The sequence below is a fragment of the Krasilnikovia sp. MM14-A1259 genome, from assembly GCF_047159535.1.
GTDB lineage: Bacteria > Actinomycetota > Actinomycetes > Mycobacteriales > Micromonosporaceae > Actinoplanes.
Genome location: NZ_BAAGAJ010000001.1, coordinates 55,389 through 72,237 on the forward strand (window position 1 = coordinate 55,389; position 16,849 = coordinate 72,237).

Consider the following 16,849-nt stretch of genomic DNA (forward strand, 5'->3'; position numbering starts at 1 on the left):
CCATCCAGCCAGAACGGCCCTAACCAGCATCAAATACCCTTGAAAACAGACACTCAGGAGACGTAGAACCCGTTCTCCAGGTAGACCGAGGTCCCCTCGGCGCGGGCCCGTATCGCGGCCGCGACCCGTCGGGCCAGCAGCTCCGATAACCGCGTTTCGGCCTCCTGCGCGGTGCACCACGCCCAACTGCGCAGTTCGTCGGCGGGCAACCGGATGTCGACGGTCTGCTCTGGGGTGAGCACCCCGCCGTCGAACACGATCATCAGGCCCTCGGTGCGGTCCGGGCGCGGCGGCACCCAGTCGGTGACCAGCACCCGGCCCGGCTGCACCGGCAGGCCCAGCTCCTCTTTCAGCTCCCGGACCGCCGCGGCGTGCGGGGACTCGTCGGCCTCGACGCAGCCGCCCGGCACTTCCCAGTACGGCTTGTACTGGGGCTCGACGAGGAGCACCCGGCCTGCCGGGTCGGTCAGCAGCACCCCGGCACCCATCCGTTTGCGGGGCAACGTCGCCGTGAAATCGTCGGTCACCGCGTCAGGCTAGCCACCCGGCGCTCGGCCGGAACCGACTCCGGCGTTCCCGCCCGGGTGAACTTCCGCGCCTCCGGCAGTGGAGACCCTGAGCGCCGACACACGTCAGATGGGGAGGGGTAACCGGCCAGTCGTCGATGCAGGGTCGCCGGGATTGTCGGAGTCGGCGGCTAGCCTGGCAAAGTCAAAACCCCGGCGGCGTACCCGCGAGGGGCAGAGGCGGACCGGGGCCTTCGTGAGCAGCATACCGCGTTTAAACGGCGCCTGGGGGTTGCGGGTGGGGTGCGATGGGGCCTGCTGAGCTGGCGACGCTGGATCTTGCCTGACATTTGGTGTCGGGGCCACTGACATTCCTCTGTCGCTCAACACGAAGGTGACGGTGGCAGCGGGGATCATTAAGCACTAAGGAGTTCGTCGCGTGTCGATCTGAGCCCGGTCTGAGGTCCGGGCGGAGAGGGTGGCGTCGTGAGTGATCAGCCACGGGAGCCGTCCGTGCTGGCCGGCCTACCGGCCTTCGCTTGGGATTCGGCGCGGTCGGTGAGCTACGAGGTGGCCGTGGAGGCGATCTCACAGGCCGCGGCCGCGTACACCGTGCTGATCCAGCACGCGCAGCACCGCGGTGACACCGCCGAGGCCGAACGGCTGCGGACCGCGCGCACCGCGTGCTCGCGCGAGCGGGACCGGCTGGACGGCGCTGACGACGCAGCCGTGCGCGCCGCCACCGCGACCTACCGCATGCTTACCGAGGACTTGCGGGCTCGGGTCCGATAACTGGTCCGGCGTTGTCGTCGCCGAAACCAGCGCGGAGACATGAGCTCCATGCGCGCGGGGAGAACGTCACCGCGCTGCCGCGCGCCGGGGGTACCTCCGCGAGCACCCCCGCGTATACGGGGAAGTCATCAGTGTTCCGACCCGGGAGACCCTGACGGGATTACCCCCGCGCGTGCGGGGAAGTCGCGGCCGGCTTTCTGGTCAGCGGCCGCGGTTGACCGACAAGACCAGCAGTAGGAGCAGGAACCCGAACCAGAAATTCCAGATCGAGTTGAGCCGGTAGTGGCTTCTGACCTTGGTTCCGTCCGAGCGGCTGTAAGGCTTGACGAAGGGCATGAGGCAGACCTCCTACACGTCGGGGGGCTGGTCGCGGCCGCACGGGTGAGCGGGATGGATTGGACGCATCGCCGGCGGAGGCGCCCGTCGGCTACGCCGTGCACGGCTCGCGCAGAGGCGCGTGATCGCCCCTTGTATTACGCGTGTCCGTGACCAATTGATGTCTGTCAGTGCATCATGGTGGCACGGCCCTCCGACAGAAACGCGCGCGTCGCAGCGTCGGCCAGGGTGGTTGGCACAGATACCCGGCGGCCTCGGCAAACGGTGATGGTCGGCAGCCGGAGTTCAGTCGGTCAGCCGGACGTCACCGGGCTGGTGGCCATGGCCGCACTGCTGCGCTCGATGTCGTTGCGCGCCGCCAACAGTGCCCGGGGTGGCCCGATCGCGCTGCTCAGGGCGTGGAAGAGCACGGTGTGGCACGGGATGATCTCGAAGGTCTTCTCGCCGCAGCGGATGCGCAGGAACCAGCGTCGCCAGACGTGCTCTAGCTCGATCGCGGTGATCTCGGCGAAGGGGATCCGGTAGCTGCGGGTGATCCAGTGCTGGGTGATGCCGGTGTCGTCGACGACCGTGCGGACCCGCCAACTGAGCACCAGGAAGGCCGCGAACGCGAGCAGGAGCAGTACGCCCAGCATGGCCCGCAGGATGGAGCCGAGGTCGGGGTGATGTGCGGCCCAGGTGAGGATCTGGCCGATGCCGGCGGCGTCGAGGAGCAGGCACGCCGCGCAGAGGGCCAGGAAGGGCCGGTGCCGGTAGACGCGCGGTGTGCTCACATTCCGATCATCGCGAACGGGCGCCAGCTCACGCTCCTGGCCGGAGCCCATGATGAGCCGGTTCAGACGATGTCTACAATTGTCTACAAGCTGATCGGGTTCCGCTGGTCGCCTGCGAGCGCGACGTCGGCCCCGTCACTGCCACTGCCGGGGTGGCGTGCGCCGGAGTCTGGCCGTTGGCAACGAATCGGAAGGCGAGGTCGGATGACGACTCGCGACGAGCTGGGCGCCGCGATGACGCAGCAGGACTTCACCGACGGCAACGTCGCCGACGCGCCCCGCGGATCGGCGGTGTTCTCGTTCCGCGCACCCGCCGAGTGGTCGCAGGAAATCCTCGCCGAGATGCAGCGCCGTGGACTGACCAACCCGAGCCAGCTCATCAAGGCAATCGTGCGTGAGGGCCTCGACCGGGCTGCTGTCGGCGGCGACCAGGTCGTGACAATCCGGATCGACGACCTGAACCGCGCCATCATTTCCGCCGCCCGGCCGCCGAGCGACCCGGCCGGCTGATGTCAGGTGCGGCGCCTTCCAGTTCTACGCCACCATGCCGCTGCGGCAGAGGAGCTTGAGCTGATCCAACGTGAATTCCTGCGTACGGTCGGCCGCTGCGCTGCTGACCCAGTTCAGCACCTTCTTGTCGGGCATCCCGGGGCGCGGCGTACCCGCGCTCACGTCCTGGCCGTCCGAGCGCACGATCTTCTCGATCATGCGGGCCAGCTCGGTGGGGCCTCCCCCGCGGTACCCCACCTCGTATCCGTTGCTCTGCCGTTCCGGCAGGATCTGCAACGTTTCATGGTCGGTGCGGACCCAGAACAGGCCGGTCTCGCGGTCGATGACCAGCACGGTGAGGCGTTCGTTCTCGGGAAGTGAGAGCGGCGCGTAGGTGTGGTACTGCCAACGTTCCTGGGCTCGGCCCAACGGTAGTTCGTGGTTGGCGGCGACAGGGAGCCCGGTCACCGGATCGTAGAAGGTCTTCCAGCAGTCGCACCCGTCACCGATGGCCGCCGGCGACTGGGGATCGTCGTAGACGCAGGGGTGCCACAGCTCGGGAGCGTTACTCTGGCCGGCGAGCATGACGTGCAGGGCGTTCGGGGTGCACGCGATGAGCCGGTCCCGCCACTCCGTGGCGTATCGGCTGGTGGAAAGCCAGAACAGGCGGCCGGCGTTGATGGCCGACACCGGCGGTCCCGACGGTTCGACGTACAGGACGAAGTTCCAGTAGCCCCGCGCCGGACTGTAGGTGAGATACAGGTCGTTGTTGTGCTGGTACGTCATGACGAACTGCTCTCCTTCAGAGGGCCGCTGGCGGTGCCGCGCAGGGTGGGGGGATGGCCATGCCTGGCCGACACATTTATAAAGATCACCACCTTTGCCGGGCTTTGCCCGACCACCGTACGGAATGGGTGTGACAACCAGCGACGACGCCCTGAAGGGCATCCCCGGGAGCCGGACGGTGGAAGTCGATGGCGACTTGTTGGGCCGGCTACCGGTGCCCAGCTCAATCGCGGCCGTCCCAGACCTGGAATTCGTCGAGGTCCAGGTTCAGTAGTTGCACGGTCGCCTCGGGGGTGGCCGTCTCTGTGTTCAAGTCCCAGCGGGCAATCAGCTCGAAGTCACCCTTGATCTCCGCGTACCTGTCCTGCCTGGCCAGGGGGTCATCGCGTCCGATCGGGTCGGCGTCGGTGATTGCGGCGTGTGTCTCGCCGATGGCCCGGCCCGTCGACTGGGCGGCGATCGTGGTGCCTACGCGGCTGAAGTCGAGGCTGCGGACTGTCACGACGAACGGGCTGGTCGTGATGCGAGGATCGTTGGCCTTGTGGTGAGGTGTGCGGAAGTGGTCGGCGACGCGCTGGTCGATCAAGGCTTTCAGGGTCGGGATGCCCGCCTCGAGTGCCGTGTCCAGGTCGCTGCCGCAGATGTCCTCGATGACGGAGAGGGCGACTCGGCCGCGGGCGTTGAGCATGACGCGGACGTACTGGTTGTCGGGACGCAGGTGCAGGTGGCGCACGGTGGTGTAGTCGGCGACTCGGTCCTGGTCGAGCAGGGCGAGCGCTTGAACGACTGGCTGCGCGTTCTCAATAAACGTCTTGCGGGTCAGCGGATCGCTCAGGTTCGCCGTCGCCACGCGGTTGAGGTCACGGGCCACGGTATTGGTCGTGTGATGGCTATTGACCCGACGTACGACCTCGGGAGCGTGGGCCTTGGCGATGTCTAGCAGCGTCGTCGTCGAGCGGGCGTGCAGCAACCGACGGTTGGACTTTCGCCCATTGCAGGGGCGGCAGATTGGTGCCAGGTTGGCGGGGCGGTCCAGGTCGAAGTCGCTGGCAAGTCCGTGCTGGGTGATCAGGTCCGCCAGGTCACCGGGTGTGGTGGTGCGAGGAATGATGTGGTCGATCTCGGTTTCAGTGAACAGGAGCGGTTCCTCACAAGCGTGGCAGCGCCGGTTCCAGACTTCGGACAGCGCCTGCCGCAATACGTCGTTCGCTGCCCCTACGCGGTACCGAACGTCGACGGGGCGGTGGCGGCGCATCATCGACCGCCGGTGACAGGGGCGGCCAGGACGTCGGTGACCCTCCGGTTGCGCAGGCAGACCTCCAGCACTCCCTGTCCCACCATGCCGGTGGCGCCGAAGACGACGATGCGCATGACGTTCCTGTTCCGTGGTTGGTGCTCGCGGATCAACTATCTAGCGGCGGGTCGCAAGATCCTTAGCGACACCCCGAGGCAGAGGCGCAGGCGGTAAGCCCGGCCATCTCGCCGATAAGCGTCCGCAGTCACACAGACTTGGCTGCAGCGCCGCCACCTGCCATTATGCTGCAGATTAGAACACCTGTTCGCCACGCCTTCCCCCGTGGTGTACGGCTGCGGACCCGCGTACACGGGGAGGGCACACGATGGCGAGCGCCGAACGCGCCTGGGCCGGCGCCGGACGGATCGCCGGCCCAGCCGATGTCGCGCGGGTGATCGCCGAGGTCAACGCGGCCGGTCTCGGCCGGGACCGCACCGCGGCGCTGGCCCGCAGCGTGGCCACCGCTGACGACGTCGCGCTGACCGGCCCGGACGCCTCCCGGACCTTGCCGGTGCTGCCGGAACTCGCCGGCCTGTTTCCCGCGGGTGGGCTGCGCCGTGGCAGCGTCATCACCGCGACGGGCAGCACGTCGCTGCTCATGGCGTTGATCGCCCCGGTGGTCGCGGCCGGGTCGTGGGCCGCGGTGGCGGGGATGCCGGGCTTCGGGGTACTCGCGGCGATCACGGACTATGGCATCGACAGCGGCCGGCTGGCCCTGGTGCCCGCGCCGGGCCCGGACTGGCCCACGGTGGTCGCCGCGCTGCTCGACGGCGTTGATCTCGTCGTCGCTGCCACCCCGGGCGGCCCACCGGCCGATGCGGTGGTGCGGTCGTTGGCGGCTCGTGCCCGGCAGCGCGGCAGCGTCCTGATCGCGGCGAGTCCGTGGACCGGGACCGATCTCACGGTGGAACTGGTCGATCGGCAGTGGATCGGGTTAGGGGCGGGCCGGGGCCGATTGCGCCGCCAGGAGGTCATTCTCCGCGCTACGGGACGCGGGCGCGCCGCGCGGCCCCGCACCGCGACGTTCACGTTGCCGCCGAACGAGGGTGTATTGCAGCCGATGCCGCAGCCGGCCGACGGGCCGGACGTCGGACAGGTATCGGTTGCGGCCGTGCCGCCCGCCCTGCGCTGCTTCGAGGCGGTGTCGCAGGCACCGGCTGAGGTGCCCGCTGATTTGCAGCGGCACGAGGTAGCGCCTCCGGCTGACCCGTGGGGTCCGCTGGTCCGCAGCGTGCCGCGGCCGGAGCGGCGCAAGCGGCGGTGATCAGGTCGCGGGGTCGCTGCGCCGGGTGGCCGCGAGGGCGAGGACCAGTTGCGCGGACGCGGCGCATCCGATCGAGTTGTCCAGCGCTGCGGTGACGGCCTGCTCCATCGGCATCGGCACGGGGACCGGCTGGGTCGCCGGGTCGCGTGGTGTCCCTTCCGGATCGTCAGCCAGATCCTCCGCGCTGAACAGGTGCACGCGGGCCGGGGTCAGCCCCGGCATCGGCCACACCGCCCCGTACGAGCGCCACCGCCCCGCGATCACACCGGCCTGGATGGCCAGCGCCCGGGCGGCTGCGGTCGCCGGGTCCTCTCCGGCGGCGACGGCGCCGCCAGGGAGCTGCCACATGCCGCGGCGCGGCAGGTATTCGTACTGGTAGACCAGGTGAACCTCGTCGTCGGGGGTCACCGTGGCGACCCGCACCAGGTCTGGGGTGTCGACCCACTCGTAGGTGCCGGGTCGGCCGGCCGGGTCGGTGACCTCGTCGGTGTAGGCGGTCCACCGTTCTGTGTGCGTCAGTCTCGTCATCGCGTGCCAAACCCATGGTCCGTGCTGTTCGCTGCCCACGACACCGCACCGTACGGGCCTCGCGTCCGGCTCGAAACTCGGTGAGGGTCGGGGCCGCCGCGCCGATGCGGCGACAAGTCGGTGCGTTTCGCCGACATCGAGTCCCGCCCGTGCTGGCGGACCGGTCACCTCGCCTGGTTCTCCGCCAGGCCGCCAGCACTTTCGAACATATGAGCTAAGACGCGGTAGGGTCGGGCCATGGCGAGCCCGGCGGAGTCCGAACCGGCGCTGACGGCACGGCAGCGCAGCATCCTGGCCGTGATCCATAGGTCCGTGGAGGAACGCGGATACCCGCCGACCTTCCGCGAGATCGCCGTCGCGGTCGGTCTGGGCTCGCCGTCGTCTGTGGCCCATCACCTGGACACCCTCGAGCGGCTCGGCCTGCTGCGCCGCGGCGCCCGCGCGCCCCGCGCCGTCGACGCCCGCGCCGGCCGGGCGGCTCAGCACAGCACGGTCGTGCCGCTGCTGGGCACCATCGCCGCCGGAGCGCCGATCCTCGCCCACGAGGACGTCGAGGATCACCTCATCCTGTCGTCGGCGATCGTCGGGTCCGGCCCGCACTTCGCGGTACGCGTGCGGGGCGATTCGATGACCGGGGCGGCGATCTGCGACGGCGATGTCGTGGTCGTCCGGCAGCAGCCCACCGCGGAGACCGGCGACATCGTTGCCGCGTTGATCGACGACGAGGCCACAGTCAAGACCTACCGTGCCCGCGGCGGGCATGTGGAGCTGGTGCCGCAGAACGCGGCGTACGAGGTCATCGCGGGTGATGAGGCCGTGATTCTGGGGAAGGTCGTCTGCGTCCTGCGGCGTCTCTGAACCTGCGTGGTACACCCCGGGTCTGCACCAGGGACAGCAGGCGCCCAGCAGGTCCGTCCGGTATGGATGACCGGAGAGTGTAGTACCCGACCCCTACATTGTGTGCACGGTGTCTCACACATCGTTGACCTTGGGGAGGGTGGAGTGGCCCGGAAACGGCGCAGACGCAAGGGCAATGATGGAGCGGTCCTTGCCGCGGCCGGTGGCGGCCTGCTCGCAATCTCCGTCGTGGTACAGGCAATCCGCCACCACCCGATCATCGCCGCATCGATCGCGCTGACAGCGCTCGCCGGGGCGGGCGTGTGGTGGTGGCTGCGGTGGGCAGCCGCGCGGCGGATGGCCGAACACGAGCGCGACGTGGCGGTGACCGACCACATGTCCGGGCCGGAGTTCGAACAGTTCGTGGCCCGGCTGCTGCGCGCCAGCGGGTACCGCGGGGTGAACGTGTCTGGTGGCGCCGGGGACATGGGTGCCGACGTGATCGCCCGGACGCCGGACGGGCGCCGGCTGGTCGTGCAGTGCAAACGGTTCGCCGGGAACCTGGGCAGCCCGCACGTGCAGCGGTTCGCGGGCACGGCCCGCGACATCCACCGCGCCGACGTAGCTTTGCTGGTCACCACCGGGCGGCCCACGGCGCAGGCCCGCGAGGTGGCGCGGCGGTGCCGGATCACGCTGGTCGACCGACCGGAGCTGGCTCGGTGGGTCAGCACGCAGGCCTTCGAATGCTGACCGGTCCTCGATCGCGTACGCCGACCGGTCCGGCGCCGGGCGTCGAAAGTGTCCGATCTGGGCGCTAGCTTGACCGCGTACACCCGGCTCGGGCCATCGGCCCGGGCATGACCGCGAGCGGACAGGGGTGATCGAGTGGACGGCTACGTGGCGGGCTGGACGCTGCTACCGGACGTCAAGGGTCCGCGGGCACACCACACGGACCCGCAACGGCACGGCCGGGCGTTGTGCGGGCGCCGACTGGACCCGGGCGCCCCGGTCCACCCGACCCGGCACCGTGACTTCACGACATGCCCGACCTGCCAGAACCGTGCGCCCACACTTCCCCGGCGCAGCCCCACCCCCGAGGCCGCACCCCCACGGCACCCGCAGCGGGTGGACGGGCGCCGGCTCGGCTGGGTGCAGCTGCGCGGCCAGCGCGTGCTGCACCGCCCCGATCCTCGCCAGCCCGACCGGGTGCTGTGCGCGCTGGAACTGCCGGTCACCGTGGTCATCCATCGCCGCCCACCGGCGCCGTGGCCACCGTGCCCGTTCTGCCAGCAGGAGATCCAGCTGCACCGGCAGGAAATCCAGTCCAGCGTTTCCACCAGGCCCTCCCCCTCCCCCGCACCAGCACCGGTCCCCCGGCCGACCCGGGCGGCGCGCGCCACGGCCCGGCGGAGCCCCCAGCCGCCGGCCGCGCCGACGGTCTCCGCCCGGATCCGGCGGCTCCTGATCGCGCTGCCGGTGCTTGGCCCGGGGCCGACCGGAACAGCCGGCACCTGGCAGGTGCCCGACGGGTGGGTTCAGCTCAAGCCCGGCGGCGTGTGGCACCGGCGGCATCCGGAGCGGCCGGACCGGATGATGTGTGACCTCCTGCCACACGGGGCGCCGGTCTACCGACGGCGGACCAATGCGGATCCGGCCTGCCCGGATTGCGCGGCCGTACGAAACGCGGCACTGTCCGCGCTCCGCGCCCAGCCAGCCCCACAGCGAAAACCGCCGGCCCGCCCACCTGCTCCGGCGCGGCTGCCGCGCGCCCAGGTCGTGCGCGGTGGACTGCCCGGCCTGGGCCGCGACCGCTGACACCGGACCGTGCAAGCCCCCCGTCAGGCCGCACCACCATGACCCTCTACAGACGGCGCCGCACCCACCCCGGCAGGCGAGGCAGGCGCGGCGAGGTGCCCAACGTCAGGCGTATTCCTTGGCCCAGCGCAGGGCCGCGTCGATCAGCTCGGGCAGTTCACCGGGGATAGGCAGGGCGGCCACGTCGCCGAGGGCGACCCAGCGGGCGTCGCCGACCTCAGCGAGCTGCGCAGTGAGCTGCCCACCGGTGGCCCGGCAGACGTAGACGAGGTCGATGTGCCGATGCGGGCCGTGCCGCCGGTCTTCCACGTCCATCTCAATGATGGCCCACGGGGTCGGGTGGCTGGTCACGGCCGGGTGGGTGAACAGCGGCGGGTGCAGCACCCGGGCGTGGATGCCGGCCTCCTCGGCGACCTCACGGACAGCTGCCTCGGCCGGGGCCTCGTTGGGGTCGACGTGGCCGCCGGGCGGAGCCATTTGCCGGCCTTGCGGTGGTGGACCAGCAGGACGCGTTCGGTGTCGTCGATGACGATCGCAGTGGCCGTGAAGTGCCGGATGGTCGTGCTCATGCGGTGCTCTCCCTGGAGTCGGAGCGCGGGCCCCTTCGATGGTGGCGGGGTCGTGTGCCAGCCTGGGGCGGTGCGATCACACGATTTTGTCGCGTACCCCGGGGATCAGCTGCGATCGGCCGAGCGGCGCGTTCTGGTCAACGAAGCGGACGACACGTTGATGCAGCGTGCGGCGGCCGGGCTGGCGGTGGCCTGCGCACGCCTGCTGCGGGACGCGGCCGGTGGGGTTGCCGGCCGGCGCGTGGTGGTGCTGGCGGGGTCGGGCAACAACGGTGGCGACGGGCTACTGACCGGCGAGCTTCTGCGCCGTCGTGGCGTGCAGGTCACGGCGGTGCTGCTGGCCTCGGCGGCGTACACACCCGGTGTGGACGCGGTGCGCCGTGCCGGGGGCCGCCTGGTCGACGCGTCCACACCGGAGGGCCTGGACGCCGCCCGCCAGGCTCTGACAGATGCAGACCTGGTGGTGGACGCGGTGGTCGGCATCGGTGGCACCACGGGGTTGCGCGCGCCGGCGGACGAGGTGGTGGCAGCTATCCCGGCGGGCGCGCCGGTGCTGGCCGTGGATCTGCCCAGCGGGGTGGACCCGGAGAGCGGGGAAGCGCCGGGCGCGTATGTGCGGGCGGACGTGACGGTGGCGTTGGGGGCGCCGGCGCCGGGCCTGCTGCTGCCGCCGGGCTGCTACGCGGCCGGGCAGATTAGCGTGGTGGACGTCGGTGTGCGGGGGCATCTGGAGGGCGAGCCGGTGGTGCGCCGCCTGAGCGGTGCCGAGGTGGCGGCGCGGTGGCCGGTGCCGGCGCGGACGGCGCACAAGTACCTGCGCGGGGTGCTGGGAGTGGTGGCCGGCTCGGACCCCTATCCGGGAGCGGCGGTGCTGGCCTGCGCGGGCGCGGTGCGCGCAGGGGCGGGGATCGTGCGCTACCTGGGGCCCGCGGGGGTGACCGACCATGTGCTGCGAGCGCGCCCGGAGTGTGTGCCGGGCGACGGCCGGGTGCAGGCGTGGCTGCTCGGCTCCGGGGTCGAGGACGACGCGGGGCAGGACGCGGCGATCGCGCGGGCGCTAGAGTCCGGGCTGCCGTGTGTGGTGGACGCCGGCGCCTTGTCCGCGTGCGTACGGCGGCGGGCCGCCGGTGACCGGCCGGCCCCGGCCGGGCAGGTGCTGCTCACCCCGCACGCCGGGGAGCTGGCCCGGATGCTGGAACTGTTGGGTCACGCGGTGAGCCGGGAGCAGGTGGAGGCCCGGGCGTGGCATCACGCGCGGTGGCTGGCCCGCGAAGCCGACGCGACGGTGCTGCTGAAGGGCTCGACGACGCTGGTGGTGGGCCCGGACGGTGAGGCGTACAGCCAGGACGACGGTCCGGCGTGGATGGCTGCAGCCGGCTCGGGCGATGTGCTGGCCGGCATCGCCGGGGCGCTGATGTCTGCGGGGCTGGCGGCTGCGCCGGCCGGGGCGGTGGCGGCGAGCGTGCACGGCCGAGCGGGGGCCCGCGCCGCGGCCGGCGGCCCACTAGCGGCCTCGGACATCGCGGACGCGACCCCGAGAGTGGTCGCGGAGCTGCTCGCCGCCCGCGCCGCGGCGCCCAACGGTGTCCGTTCGCGGCGTGGTGAGCGTGCCCGGCGGGGTGTCCGGCTGCGGTGACGACGCCGCCCCGGACCGGGTGACGGACCGGGGCGGCGGAACGGGGTTCAGGCGGCGATGAGCCCGATCCGGCGGGCGAGGGCCTGCACGTGCTTGCGGGCGCGGGCCCGGTCGCGGTGCAGCAGTTCGCGCAGCAGTTCGTGGACGAGGCCGGAGTCGCGGACCTCGTCGGTGGAGACCTCTTCGGCGTCGAGCAGGACCAGGATCGCGGCTTCGTCCTCGCCGCGCTGGACGTGGCCGCGGGCGGTGTCGATCAAGACCCGGGTGCGGCGCTCGACGCTAGGCACGCTGTCGATGTTCAGGCGCCTCGACAGCTCGACGACGTCGTCGGCGCGGCCGAGTTCGGCGTTGACGGCCAGGCCGTGGATGTCGACGTTGCCGTGGCCGAACATGGTCCAGGGGTGGTAGCGGTCGCCGAGGGCGCGGGCGGCGCCGTTGGCGACGTTGTGCAGCGCCCAGGCGCGGGTGTCCTCGTCGGATTGGGCGGCGCTGATCGCGGCGGCCAGATGCAGCATCCCGTAGGCGGCGAGCAGGTCGGTGTCGGGCCGGCTGTCGTCGAGGCGGGGGCGGAGCTCGTCGGCGGCGGCCAGGCACAGCCGGGTGGCCTCGTCCTGCTGGCCGGCGCGGCGGTAGGAGGCGGACAGCGCCCATGCGCCGAGGGCGATCAGGTGCGGGTCGTCGGCCTCCCGGGCGGCGGTCATGGCCCGGTCGGCGGCGATCCAGGCCAGCTCTCCGTCGGGGATGTGGTGCAGCCACTGCCGGGTGATCTGCCAGGCGCCGGCCAGCACGCGGGCGCCGGCGCGGCGGTCGGGTGCGGTGTGGTGGACGGTCATCGCGTCGGTGAGCAGCTGCGGCAGCTGCGCGCCGAGCGTGCTGTGCGCGTGCGATGAGCCGTGCCAGGTGCGCCAGGCGTCGCTGACCCGGGCGTCGACGTCCTCGAGCGCGGGAAGCTGGTCGGGCACGCCGACCAGGGCGGGCATGGGTGAGCGCAGGACGACCGCGCGGACGGCGTCGACGTCCTGGGCGCGGGGCCTGGTACCGGGAGCGAGGGTGTCGACCGGGCGGCCGATGAGGTCCTCGACCTGGCAGCCCACGGCGGCGGCGATGTGCAGCAGGTCGCTGAGCCGGTCGGCGTGCCGGCGGCCCTGTTCGACGGCGGACACCCACTGCACGGAGCGGCCGATGCGCCCGGCCAGATCGGTCTGGGTGACCCCGGCCGCCCGGCGGTGGGCGGCGATGTTGCTGCCGATGCCCCGCAGCAGGGTCGGCGCTGGCTCGATGCGGTCCATCCGTCCACAGTAGCCCGAACTACTACCCACGTAGTAGCCCCCACATAGGACGGTTACCTAACGTCAGTGCCATATCACCCGTTGATCAATATGGTGGCGCGTCCCGGCCGTCCGCGCCACGTCACGGCACCGATGTCCGTGGAGGCGGCCGTGGACCGACAGGGGTCGTGATGCGTCACCGTCGCCGCACCGTACGAACCGATCTCGTGCACCGGCCGCAGCGGCGGTGGATGTTGCGGCGCCGGTGCGTGTGCGGGCTGAAGTGGCCGTGCCTGGACCTGCGGCTGCAACCACAGCCACTGGTGCGCCCGTCCTGGGCTGACGCACCCACCGAGGTGCTGCCGCAGCGGGGCTGGGTCGTGCGGCTGACACCGGCCCAGGCGTGGCGCGCCAACGGTGGCCGCCGGTGACCGACCACGTGAACCCGCCGTGCATCGGCGGTGTGCTGCTGCGCGCGGGGCTGCGGCTGCACGTCGGCGAGGCGGACTACCGGTACGGGCTCGGCGACGTCGATCTGGTCGTACGTGCGGTGCGGAGCCTCATCACCGCGGACGACGAGGCATGGGTCGAGCTGGAGACCGACCAGGTGTGGGACGGCGGCACCCGGCCCCGCCTGATCCAGGTCCGAGCGGCCGCGCTGCGCACCGCGGTACGCCCCGGCCCACCCACCGACCTGCGCTGACACCCCGCTTCCCCCGTGCCGCGGGCCTGCGGCCCTCCCCACAACCCATGGAGCGCTCCGTGAAACGTCTCATCGTCGACACCCACGCCTCGTCCTGCTACTTCCGCACCTCCATCGCCGGTGAGGGCCGCAAGGCCCTCGTGCAGATCACTGAGCGGTGCAACCTGCACTGCGCCCACTGCTTCGTGTCCTCCACCGCGGTCGGCGCCGACCTGTCTTTGGCCGCGTTCACCGACCGGGTGCTGCCCCGACTGCTCGCCGCCCGGGTCGAACGCATCACACTGACCGGTGGTGAGCCGTTCGTCCACCACGATGTGCTGGGCTTCTGCCGTGCGGTGCGCGCGGCGGGACTGCCAGTGGGCATCTGCACCAATGCCACCCAGACCAGCGACGCGCAGATCACCGCGCTCACCGAACTCGGCGGCGTGCACATCAATGTGTCGTTCGACGGGTTCCGCGCCGGCAGCCACGGCAAGTTCCGCGGCGACCGGTCCTCGTTCGCCACCACGCTGGCCACGACCCGCGCCTTCGCCGCCGCCGGTCTGCTGCAGGGACTGCTGTCCACGCCGAACGCGCTGACCGACCCGAGCGAGTTCGCCGACCTGTGCGCCTTCGCCGTCGAGACCGGCGCGCAGTACGTCCTGATGAACCCGCTGTCGTCGTTCGGGCGGGGCGTCAGGAGCCAGGGCCGGATGGCCGCACCCGATCAGGTGATGCGCGCCATCCGCGCGGTCACCGCACGCTTCGCCGATGCTCTGGACGTGGTGCAGATCCGCTTTCCCAACGACACGCTCCCGCTGGGCGGCTGCGACGCCGGGAAACTGATCTACGTCTACACCGACGGGCAGGTCGCGGTCTGCCCCTACCTCGTGTTCGCTGCCCGGACCCCGATCTCGCGGTACCCCGACAGCGACTTCCTCGTCGGCAACATCCTGCACGAGCAGGACATCGCGACCGGCCTGGACGGCTACGACTTCCACCGCCGCTACACCGTCGGCGCCAACCCCACCTGCGCCGGCTGCGACCTCAGCAGCGGCTGCGGCAAGGGCTGCCCGGCCGCGGTGATCTCCCGCGGCGGACTGATCGGCGACCTCGACGACGAGCAGTGCCCCGTCCCGCCCGGCCCTTCCCGGCGGCGACTGCCGCTCACGGTGGCCGGCCGGTGAGCGGCCTGTTCCTCGCCGTGGAGGGCCCCAACGGCGTTGGCAAATCCACGATCGCGGCGCTGCTGGCCACCCGGCTGACCGACATCAGCCCCGCCGGTACGTTGCTGACCAGCGAACCGAGCCGCACCCCGCTCGGCGAGCTGCTGCGCCGCAGCGAATCGGTGCTGCGCGACCGCGCGCTGGCCCTCGCCTTGGCCGCCGACCGCACCGCCCACCTCGAACGCGAGATCCTGCCCGCCCTGGCCGCAGGACGGCACGTCGTCACCGACCGGTACGTGCAGTCGTCGCTGGTCCTGCAGCGCCTCGACGGCCTCGACCTCACCGAGATCTGGTCCTACAACCGGCACGTGCCACCCGCCACCACCTTCTACCTGCACGACGAGCCCGCGGTCATCGCGGCGCGCCTGGCCCAGCGCCCGCACCGCACCCGCCTGGAACACGCCGGGACACCGGAGAAGGAACTGCAGCTGTACCGCGACGCCGCCCGCCACCTCGACCAGTACGGCTGGCGCCAGCACGTCGTCGACTGCCGCGGCTCCACCCCCGAGCAGGTCGTCGCCGCTATCCTCGCCCTGCTGCCCGACCACCACGCCGACCGGAGCTGACCTCGTGCTGTCCGTGCTGACCCTCAACGTGCAGGCCGCCGCCCTCCCCCGCGCCCGCCGCCTGCTGGCCTGGCTCGACGCCCGCGACGACGGCCTGCTCATCCTCACCGAGACCAGCAACGGCCCCGGCACCGGGCACCTGCTCGACCAGTGCCGGGCCGCGGGCCTGCACGTCGCGCACCGCCCGAGCGCCGACGGTGACCGCGGCTGCGCCATCGTCAGCCGGATCCCGGCCCGCACCCGCACCGACCTGCTCACCGGGGTCACCCTGCCCGGCCGGGCGGTCACGGTCACCGTGGACACCGACCCGGCCGTCACCGTCGTCGGCCTGTACGTGCCCTCCAGCGACCGGGCCCCCCACAAAGTGGAGAAGAAGCGCGCCTTCCTGGCCAGCGTCCTGGACGCGCTGACCGGCCTCGACGAGCAGCAACGCGCACACCTGATCATCGGCGGGGACTACAACGTCATCGGCCGCGACCACCAGCCCCGCTACCCGGGCTTCCTGCCGTTCGAGTACGCGTTCCTCGACACCCTCGCCCAGCTCGGCCTGGCCGACCCGCACCAGCGCCTGCGCCCCGGCGTCCAGGCGCACAGCTGGATCGGGCGCGGCGGCAACGGCTACCGCTTCGACTACCTGCACATCGGTGCCGCCCTCACCGACCGCGTCACCTACTGCGCCTACCTGCACGAGCCCCGCGAACAGGGGCTCAGCGACCACGCCGCCCTGGCCGCCACGCTGCGCCTGCCCGTCACCCAGAGCACGTCGGCCCGAGCGCCGCTCGCCGCGGCGGCCCTGTTCTAGGCCGCGGCCGCGCGGATCAGCGAGTCGTAGGTGTCGGTGGTGCGCTGCACCGGCACCCCCAGCGACCGGATCATCCGATCCAGGTGCGCCTGGACCCGCTCGCCCGACTCCTGCGCGCCGACCAGCTTCTCCAGCTCCACAAAGGTGCCCAGCCCTTCGACGCTGTCCAGGCACAACGCGGCGTCCGCCCATCGGCCGGTCCGCCGGGTCTTGACGATACGTACTGTCGGGACGAAGCCCATCGTCACCAACGCGTCGTGCATCTGTCCGCGATCAGCGACGACGGTCTCGTGCTCCAGGCACGCCATCTCGTTGTCGACCGGCCGCTTCACCGTGAACAGATGCGCATTGTCCTGCGTGCGCAGCCGCGCGAACGGCACCCCCACCTTGCTCATCCCGTACCGCCACCCTGCCGGCGCGTAAGCCTGATCGTCCTGCCGGACCGGCCCCGACAACTGCACCCCGTGGCAATGCAACGCCTCGAGTAACTCCGGCTCCTGCCCCACGCGGTACTTCACCTCGACCTCGTGGACCGCTCCCGGCACGCTCGTCTGCACGGCCGACAGCCTATCGAGCACCACCGGTCAGCAGCCGCTCCCGGCAAGCCACGTCCTGGTGACCCAGTGGATGTGGACGGTCGCCCCGCCATATCCCCCACTGCCCAGCCAGCGCAGTACGCC

The 16,849-nt window shown here is 71.6% G+C and carries 21 protein-coding genes; 12 read left to right on the forward strand and 9 right to left on the reverse strand.

The features are described from left to right. Positions 1–53: 53 nt before the first annotated feature. A complete protein-coding gene (locus tag ACMCNK_RS00270; protein ID WP_412734320.1) occupies positions 54–527 on the reverse strand; it encodes an NUDIX domain-containing protein in 474 nt (157 codons plus the stop codon). A gap of 465 nt (positions 528–992) precedes the next feature. On the opposite strand from ACMCNK_RS00270, the gene ACMCNK_RS00275 reads away from it, so the two are divergent. Beyond that, the gene (locus ACMCNK_RS00275; RefSeq protein WP_412734321.1) at positions 993–1,298 is read left to right on the forward strand and encodes a hypothetical protein; all 306 of its coding nucleotides are present in this window, start codon (positions 993–995) and stop codon (positions 1,296–1,298) included. A gap of 201 nt (positions 1,299–1,499) precedes the next feature. Here the strand turns inward: ACMCNK_RS00275 and ACMCNK_RS00280 are convergent, their stop codons facing one another. Together ACMCNK_RS00280 and ACMCNK_RS00285 are read right to left on the reverse strand one after the other, a co-directional pair. Next, positions 1,500–1,634, reverse strand: a complete 135-nt coding sequence (locus ACMCNK_RS00280; RefSeq protein WP_412734322.1) for a hypothetical protein — start codon at positions 1,632–1,634, stop codon at positions 1,500–1,502. A 293-nt stretch (positions 1,635–1,927) separates the two neighbouring features. Further along, entirely contained in the window at positions 1,928–2,407 is a 480-nt protein-coding gene (locus ACMCNK_RS00285; protein ID WP_412734323.1) for a hypothetical protein, read from the reverse strand. 204 nt (positions 2,408–2,611) lie between these two features. On the opposite strand from ACMCNK_RS00285, the gene ACMCNK_RS00290 reads away from it, so the two are divergent. After that, positions 2,612–2,917: a hypothetical protein gene (locus tag ACMCNK_RS00290; RefSeq protein WP_412734324.1), complete on the forward strand. Its 306-nt coding sequence runs from the start codon at positions 2,612–2,614 to the stop codon at positions 2,915–2,917. Between the two features lie 24 nt (positions 2,918–2,941). Here ACMCNK_RS00290 and ACMCNK_RS00295 read toward each other — a convergent pair whose 3' ends face one another. Next, positions 2,942–3,682 (reverse strand): hypothetical protein, encoded by a 741-nt coding sequence (locus tag ACMCNK_RS00295; RefSeq protein WP_412734325.1) that lies wholly within the window; start codon positions 3,680–3,682, stop codon positions 2,942–2,944. A 223-nt stretch (positions 3,683–3,905) separates the two neighbouring features. Continuing rightward, on the reverse strand, positions 3,906–4,940 hold the full coding sequence (locus ACMCNK_RS00300) for an HNH endonuclease (protein WP_412734326.1): 1,035 nt from the start codon (positions 4,938–4,940) through the stop codon (positions 3,906–3,908). Between the two features lie 361 nt (positions 4,941–5,301). On the opposite strand from ACMCNK_RS00300, the gene ACMCNK_RS00305 reads away from it, so the two are divergent. Continuing rightward, on the forward strand, positions 5,302–6,240 hold the full coding sequence (locus ACMCNK_RS00305; protein WP_412734327.1) for a hypothetical protein: 939 nt from the start codon (positions 5,302–5,304) through the stop codon (positions 6,238–6,240). On the opposite strand, the gene ACMCNK_RS00310 is transcribed toward ACMCNK_RS00305, so the two are convergent. Next, a complete protein-coding gene (locus tag ACMCNK_RS00310) occupies positions 6,241–6,768 on the reverse strand; it encodes an NUDIX domain-containing protein (protein ID WP_412734328.1) in 528 nt (175 codons plus the stop codon). A gap of 237 nt (positions 6,769–7,005) precedes the next feature. On the opposite strand from ACMCNK_RS00310, the gene lexA reads away from it, so the two are divergent. The 3 genes from lexA to ACMCNK_RS00325 all read left to right on the forward strand — a co-directional run bounded on the left by lexA (position 7,006) and on the right by ACMCNK_RS00325 (position 9,420). Further along, complete coding sequence (lexA, locus tag ACMCNK_RS00315; RefSeq protein ID WP_412734329.1) at positions 7,006–7,626, forward strand: transcriptional repressor LexA; 621 nt, start codon at positions 7,006–7,008, stop codon at positions 7,624–7,626. Positions 7,627–7,854: 228 nt separating this feature from the next. Beyond that, positions 7,855–8,355: a restriction endonuclease gene (locus ACMCNK_RS00320; protein ID WP_412734330.1), complete on the forward strand. Its 501-nt coding sequence runs from the start codon at positions 7,855–7,857 to the stop codon at positions 8,353–8,355. A gap of 135 nt (positions 8,356–8,490) precedes the next feature. After that, on the forward strand, positions 8,491–9,420 hold the full coding sequence (locus ACMCNK_RS00325) for a hypothetical protein (protein WP_412734331.1): 930 nt from the start codon (positions 8,491–8,493) through the stop codon (positions 9,418–9,420). Between the two features lie 105 nt (positions 9,421–9,525). Here the strand turns inward: ACMCNK_RS00325 and ACMCNK_RS00330 are convergent, their stop codons facing one another. Continuing rightward, positions 9,526–9,897: an NUDIX domain-containing protein gene (locus ACMCNK_RS00330; RefSeq protein ID WP_412734332.1), complete on the reverse strand. Its 372-nt coding sequence runs from the start codon at positions 9,895–9,897 to the stop codon at positions 9,526–9,528. Positions 9,898–10,059: 162 nt separating this feature from the next. Here ACMCNK_RS00330 and ACMCNK_RS00335 point away from each other — a divergent pair, with 162 nt between their 5' ends. Further along, positions 10,060–11,625: an NAD(P)H-hydrate epimerase gene (locus ACMCNK_RS00335; protein ID WP_412734333.1), complete on the forward strand. Its 1,566-nt coding sequence runs from the start codon at positions 10,060–10,062 to the stop codon at positions 11,623–11,625. Positions 11,626–11,672: 47 nt separating this feature from the next. Here ACMCNK_RS00335 and ACMCNK_RS00340 read toward each other — a convergent pair whose 3' ends face one another. Beyond that, on the reverse strand, positions 11,673–12,914 hold the full coding sequence (locus tag ACMCNK_RS00340; RefSeq protein ID WP_412734334.1) for a helix-turn-helix domain-containing protein: 1,242 nt from the start codon (positions 12,912–12,914) through the stop codon (positions 11,673–11,675). 170 nt (positions 12,915–13,084) lie between these two features. Between ACMCNK_RS00340 and ACMCNK_RS00345 the strand changes: the two genes are divergently transcribed. From ACMCNK_RS00345 to ACMCNK_RS00365, 5 genes are read left to right on the forward strand one after another with little or no spacing between them, the layout of a single operon-like run. Further along, positions 13,085–13,324, forward strand: coding sequence for a hypothetical protein (locus ACMCNK_RS00345; RefSeq protein ID WP_412734335.1), 240 nt, complete (start codon positions 13,085–13,087; stop codon positions 13,322–13,324). After that, the gene (locus tag ACMCNK_RS00350) at positions 13,321–13,596 is read left to right on the forward strand and encodes a hypothetical protein (RefSeq protein ID WP_412734336.1); all 276 of its coding nucleotides are present in this window, start codon (positions 13,321–13,323) and stop codon (positions 13,594–13,596) included. The genes ACMCNK_RS00345 and ACMCNK_RS00350 overlap by 4 nt, the downstream gene beginning before the upstream one ends. A gap of 59 nt (positions 13,597–13,655) precedes the next feature. Continuing rightward, complete coding sequence (locus ACMCNK_RS00355; protein WP_412734337.1) at positions 13,656–14,762, forward strand: radical SAM protein; 1,107 nt, start codon at positions 13,656–13,658, stop codon at positions 14,760–14,762. Beyond that, positions 14,759–15,367 carry a dTMP kinase gene (gene tmk, locus ACMCNK_RS00360; RefSeq protein ID WP_412734338.1) on the forward strand — a complete coding sequence of 203 codons (609 nt, stop codon included), beginning with the start codon at positions 14,759–14,761 and terminating at the stop codon, positions 15,365–15,367. Before ACMCNK_RS00355 ends, tmk begins: the two co-directional genes overlap by 4 nt. A 4-nt stretch (positions 15,368–15,371) precedes the next feature. Beyond that, positions 15,372–16,169 carry an endonuclease/exonuclease/phosphatase family protein gene (locus ACMCNK_RS00365; protein WP_412734339.1) on the forward strand — a complete coding sequence of 266 codons (798 nt, stop codon included), beginning with the start codon at positions 15,372–15,374 and terminating at the stop codon, positions 16,167–16,169. Here ACMCNK_RS00365 and ACMCNK_RS00370 read toward each other — a convergent pair. Then, positions 16,166–16,726 carry a class IV adenylate cyclase gene (locus ACMCNK_RS00370; RefSeq protein WP_412734340.1) on the reverse strand — a complete coding sequence of 187 codons (561 nt, stop codon included), beginning with the start codon at positions 16,724–16,726 and terminating at the stop codon, positions 16,166–16,168. The genes ACMCNK_RS00365 and ACMCNK_RS00370 overlap by 4 nt on opposite strands. Between the last annotated feature and the right edge of the window lie 123 nt (positions 16,727–16,849).

Bases quoted from the DNA above. Each gene is read 5' to 3' on its own strand.
- ACMCNK_RS00280 (WP_412734322.1), bottom strand. From the start codon at position 1,634: ATGCCCTTCGTCAAGCCTTACAGCCGCTCGGACGGAACCAAGGTCAGA.
- ACMCNK_RS00290 (WP_412734324.1), top strand. From the start codon at position 2,612: ATGACGACTCGCGACGAGCTGGGCGCCGCGATGACGCAGCAGGACTTC.
- ACMCNK_RS00295 (WP_412734325.1), bottom strand. From the start codon at position 3,682: ATGACGTACCAGCACAACAACGACCTGTATCTCACCTACAGTCCGGCG.
- ACMCNK_RS00300 (WP_412734326.1), bottom strand. From the start codon at position 4,940: ATGATGCGCCGCCACCGCCCCGTCGACGTTCGGTACCGCGTAGGGGCA.
- ACMCNK_RS00305 (WP_412734327.1), top strand. From the start codon at position 5,302: ATGGCGAGCGCCGAACGCGCCTGGGCCGGCGCCGGACGGATCGCCGGC.
- ACMCNK_RS00310 (WP_412734328.1), bottom strand. From the start codon at position 6,768: ATGACGAGACTGACGCACACAGAACGGTGGACCGCCTACACCGACGAG.
- lexA (WP_412734329.1), top strand. From the start codon at position 7,006: ATGGCGAGCCCGGCGGAGTCCGAACCGGCGCTGACGGCACGGCAGCGC.
- ACMCNK_RS00330 (WP_412734332.1), bottom strand. From the start codon at position 9,897: ATGGCTCCGCCCGGCGGCCACGTCGACCCCAACGAGGCCCCGGCCGAG.
- ACMCNK_RS00340 (WP_412734334.1), bottom strand. From the start codon at position 12,914: ATGGACCGCATCGAGCCAGCGCCGACCCTGCTGCGGGGCATCGGCAGC.
- ACMCNK_RS00345 (WP_412734335.1), top strand. From the start codon at position 13,085: ATGCGTCACCGTCGCCGCACCGTACGAACCGATCTCGTGCACCGGCCG.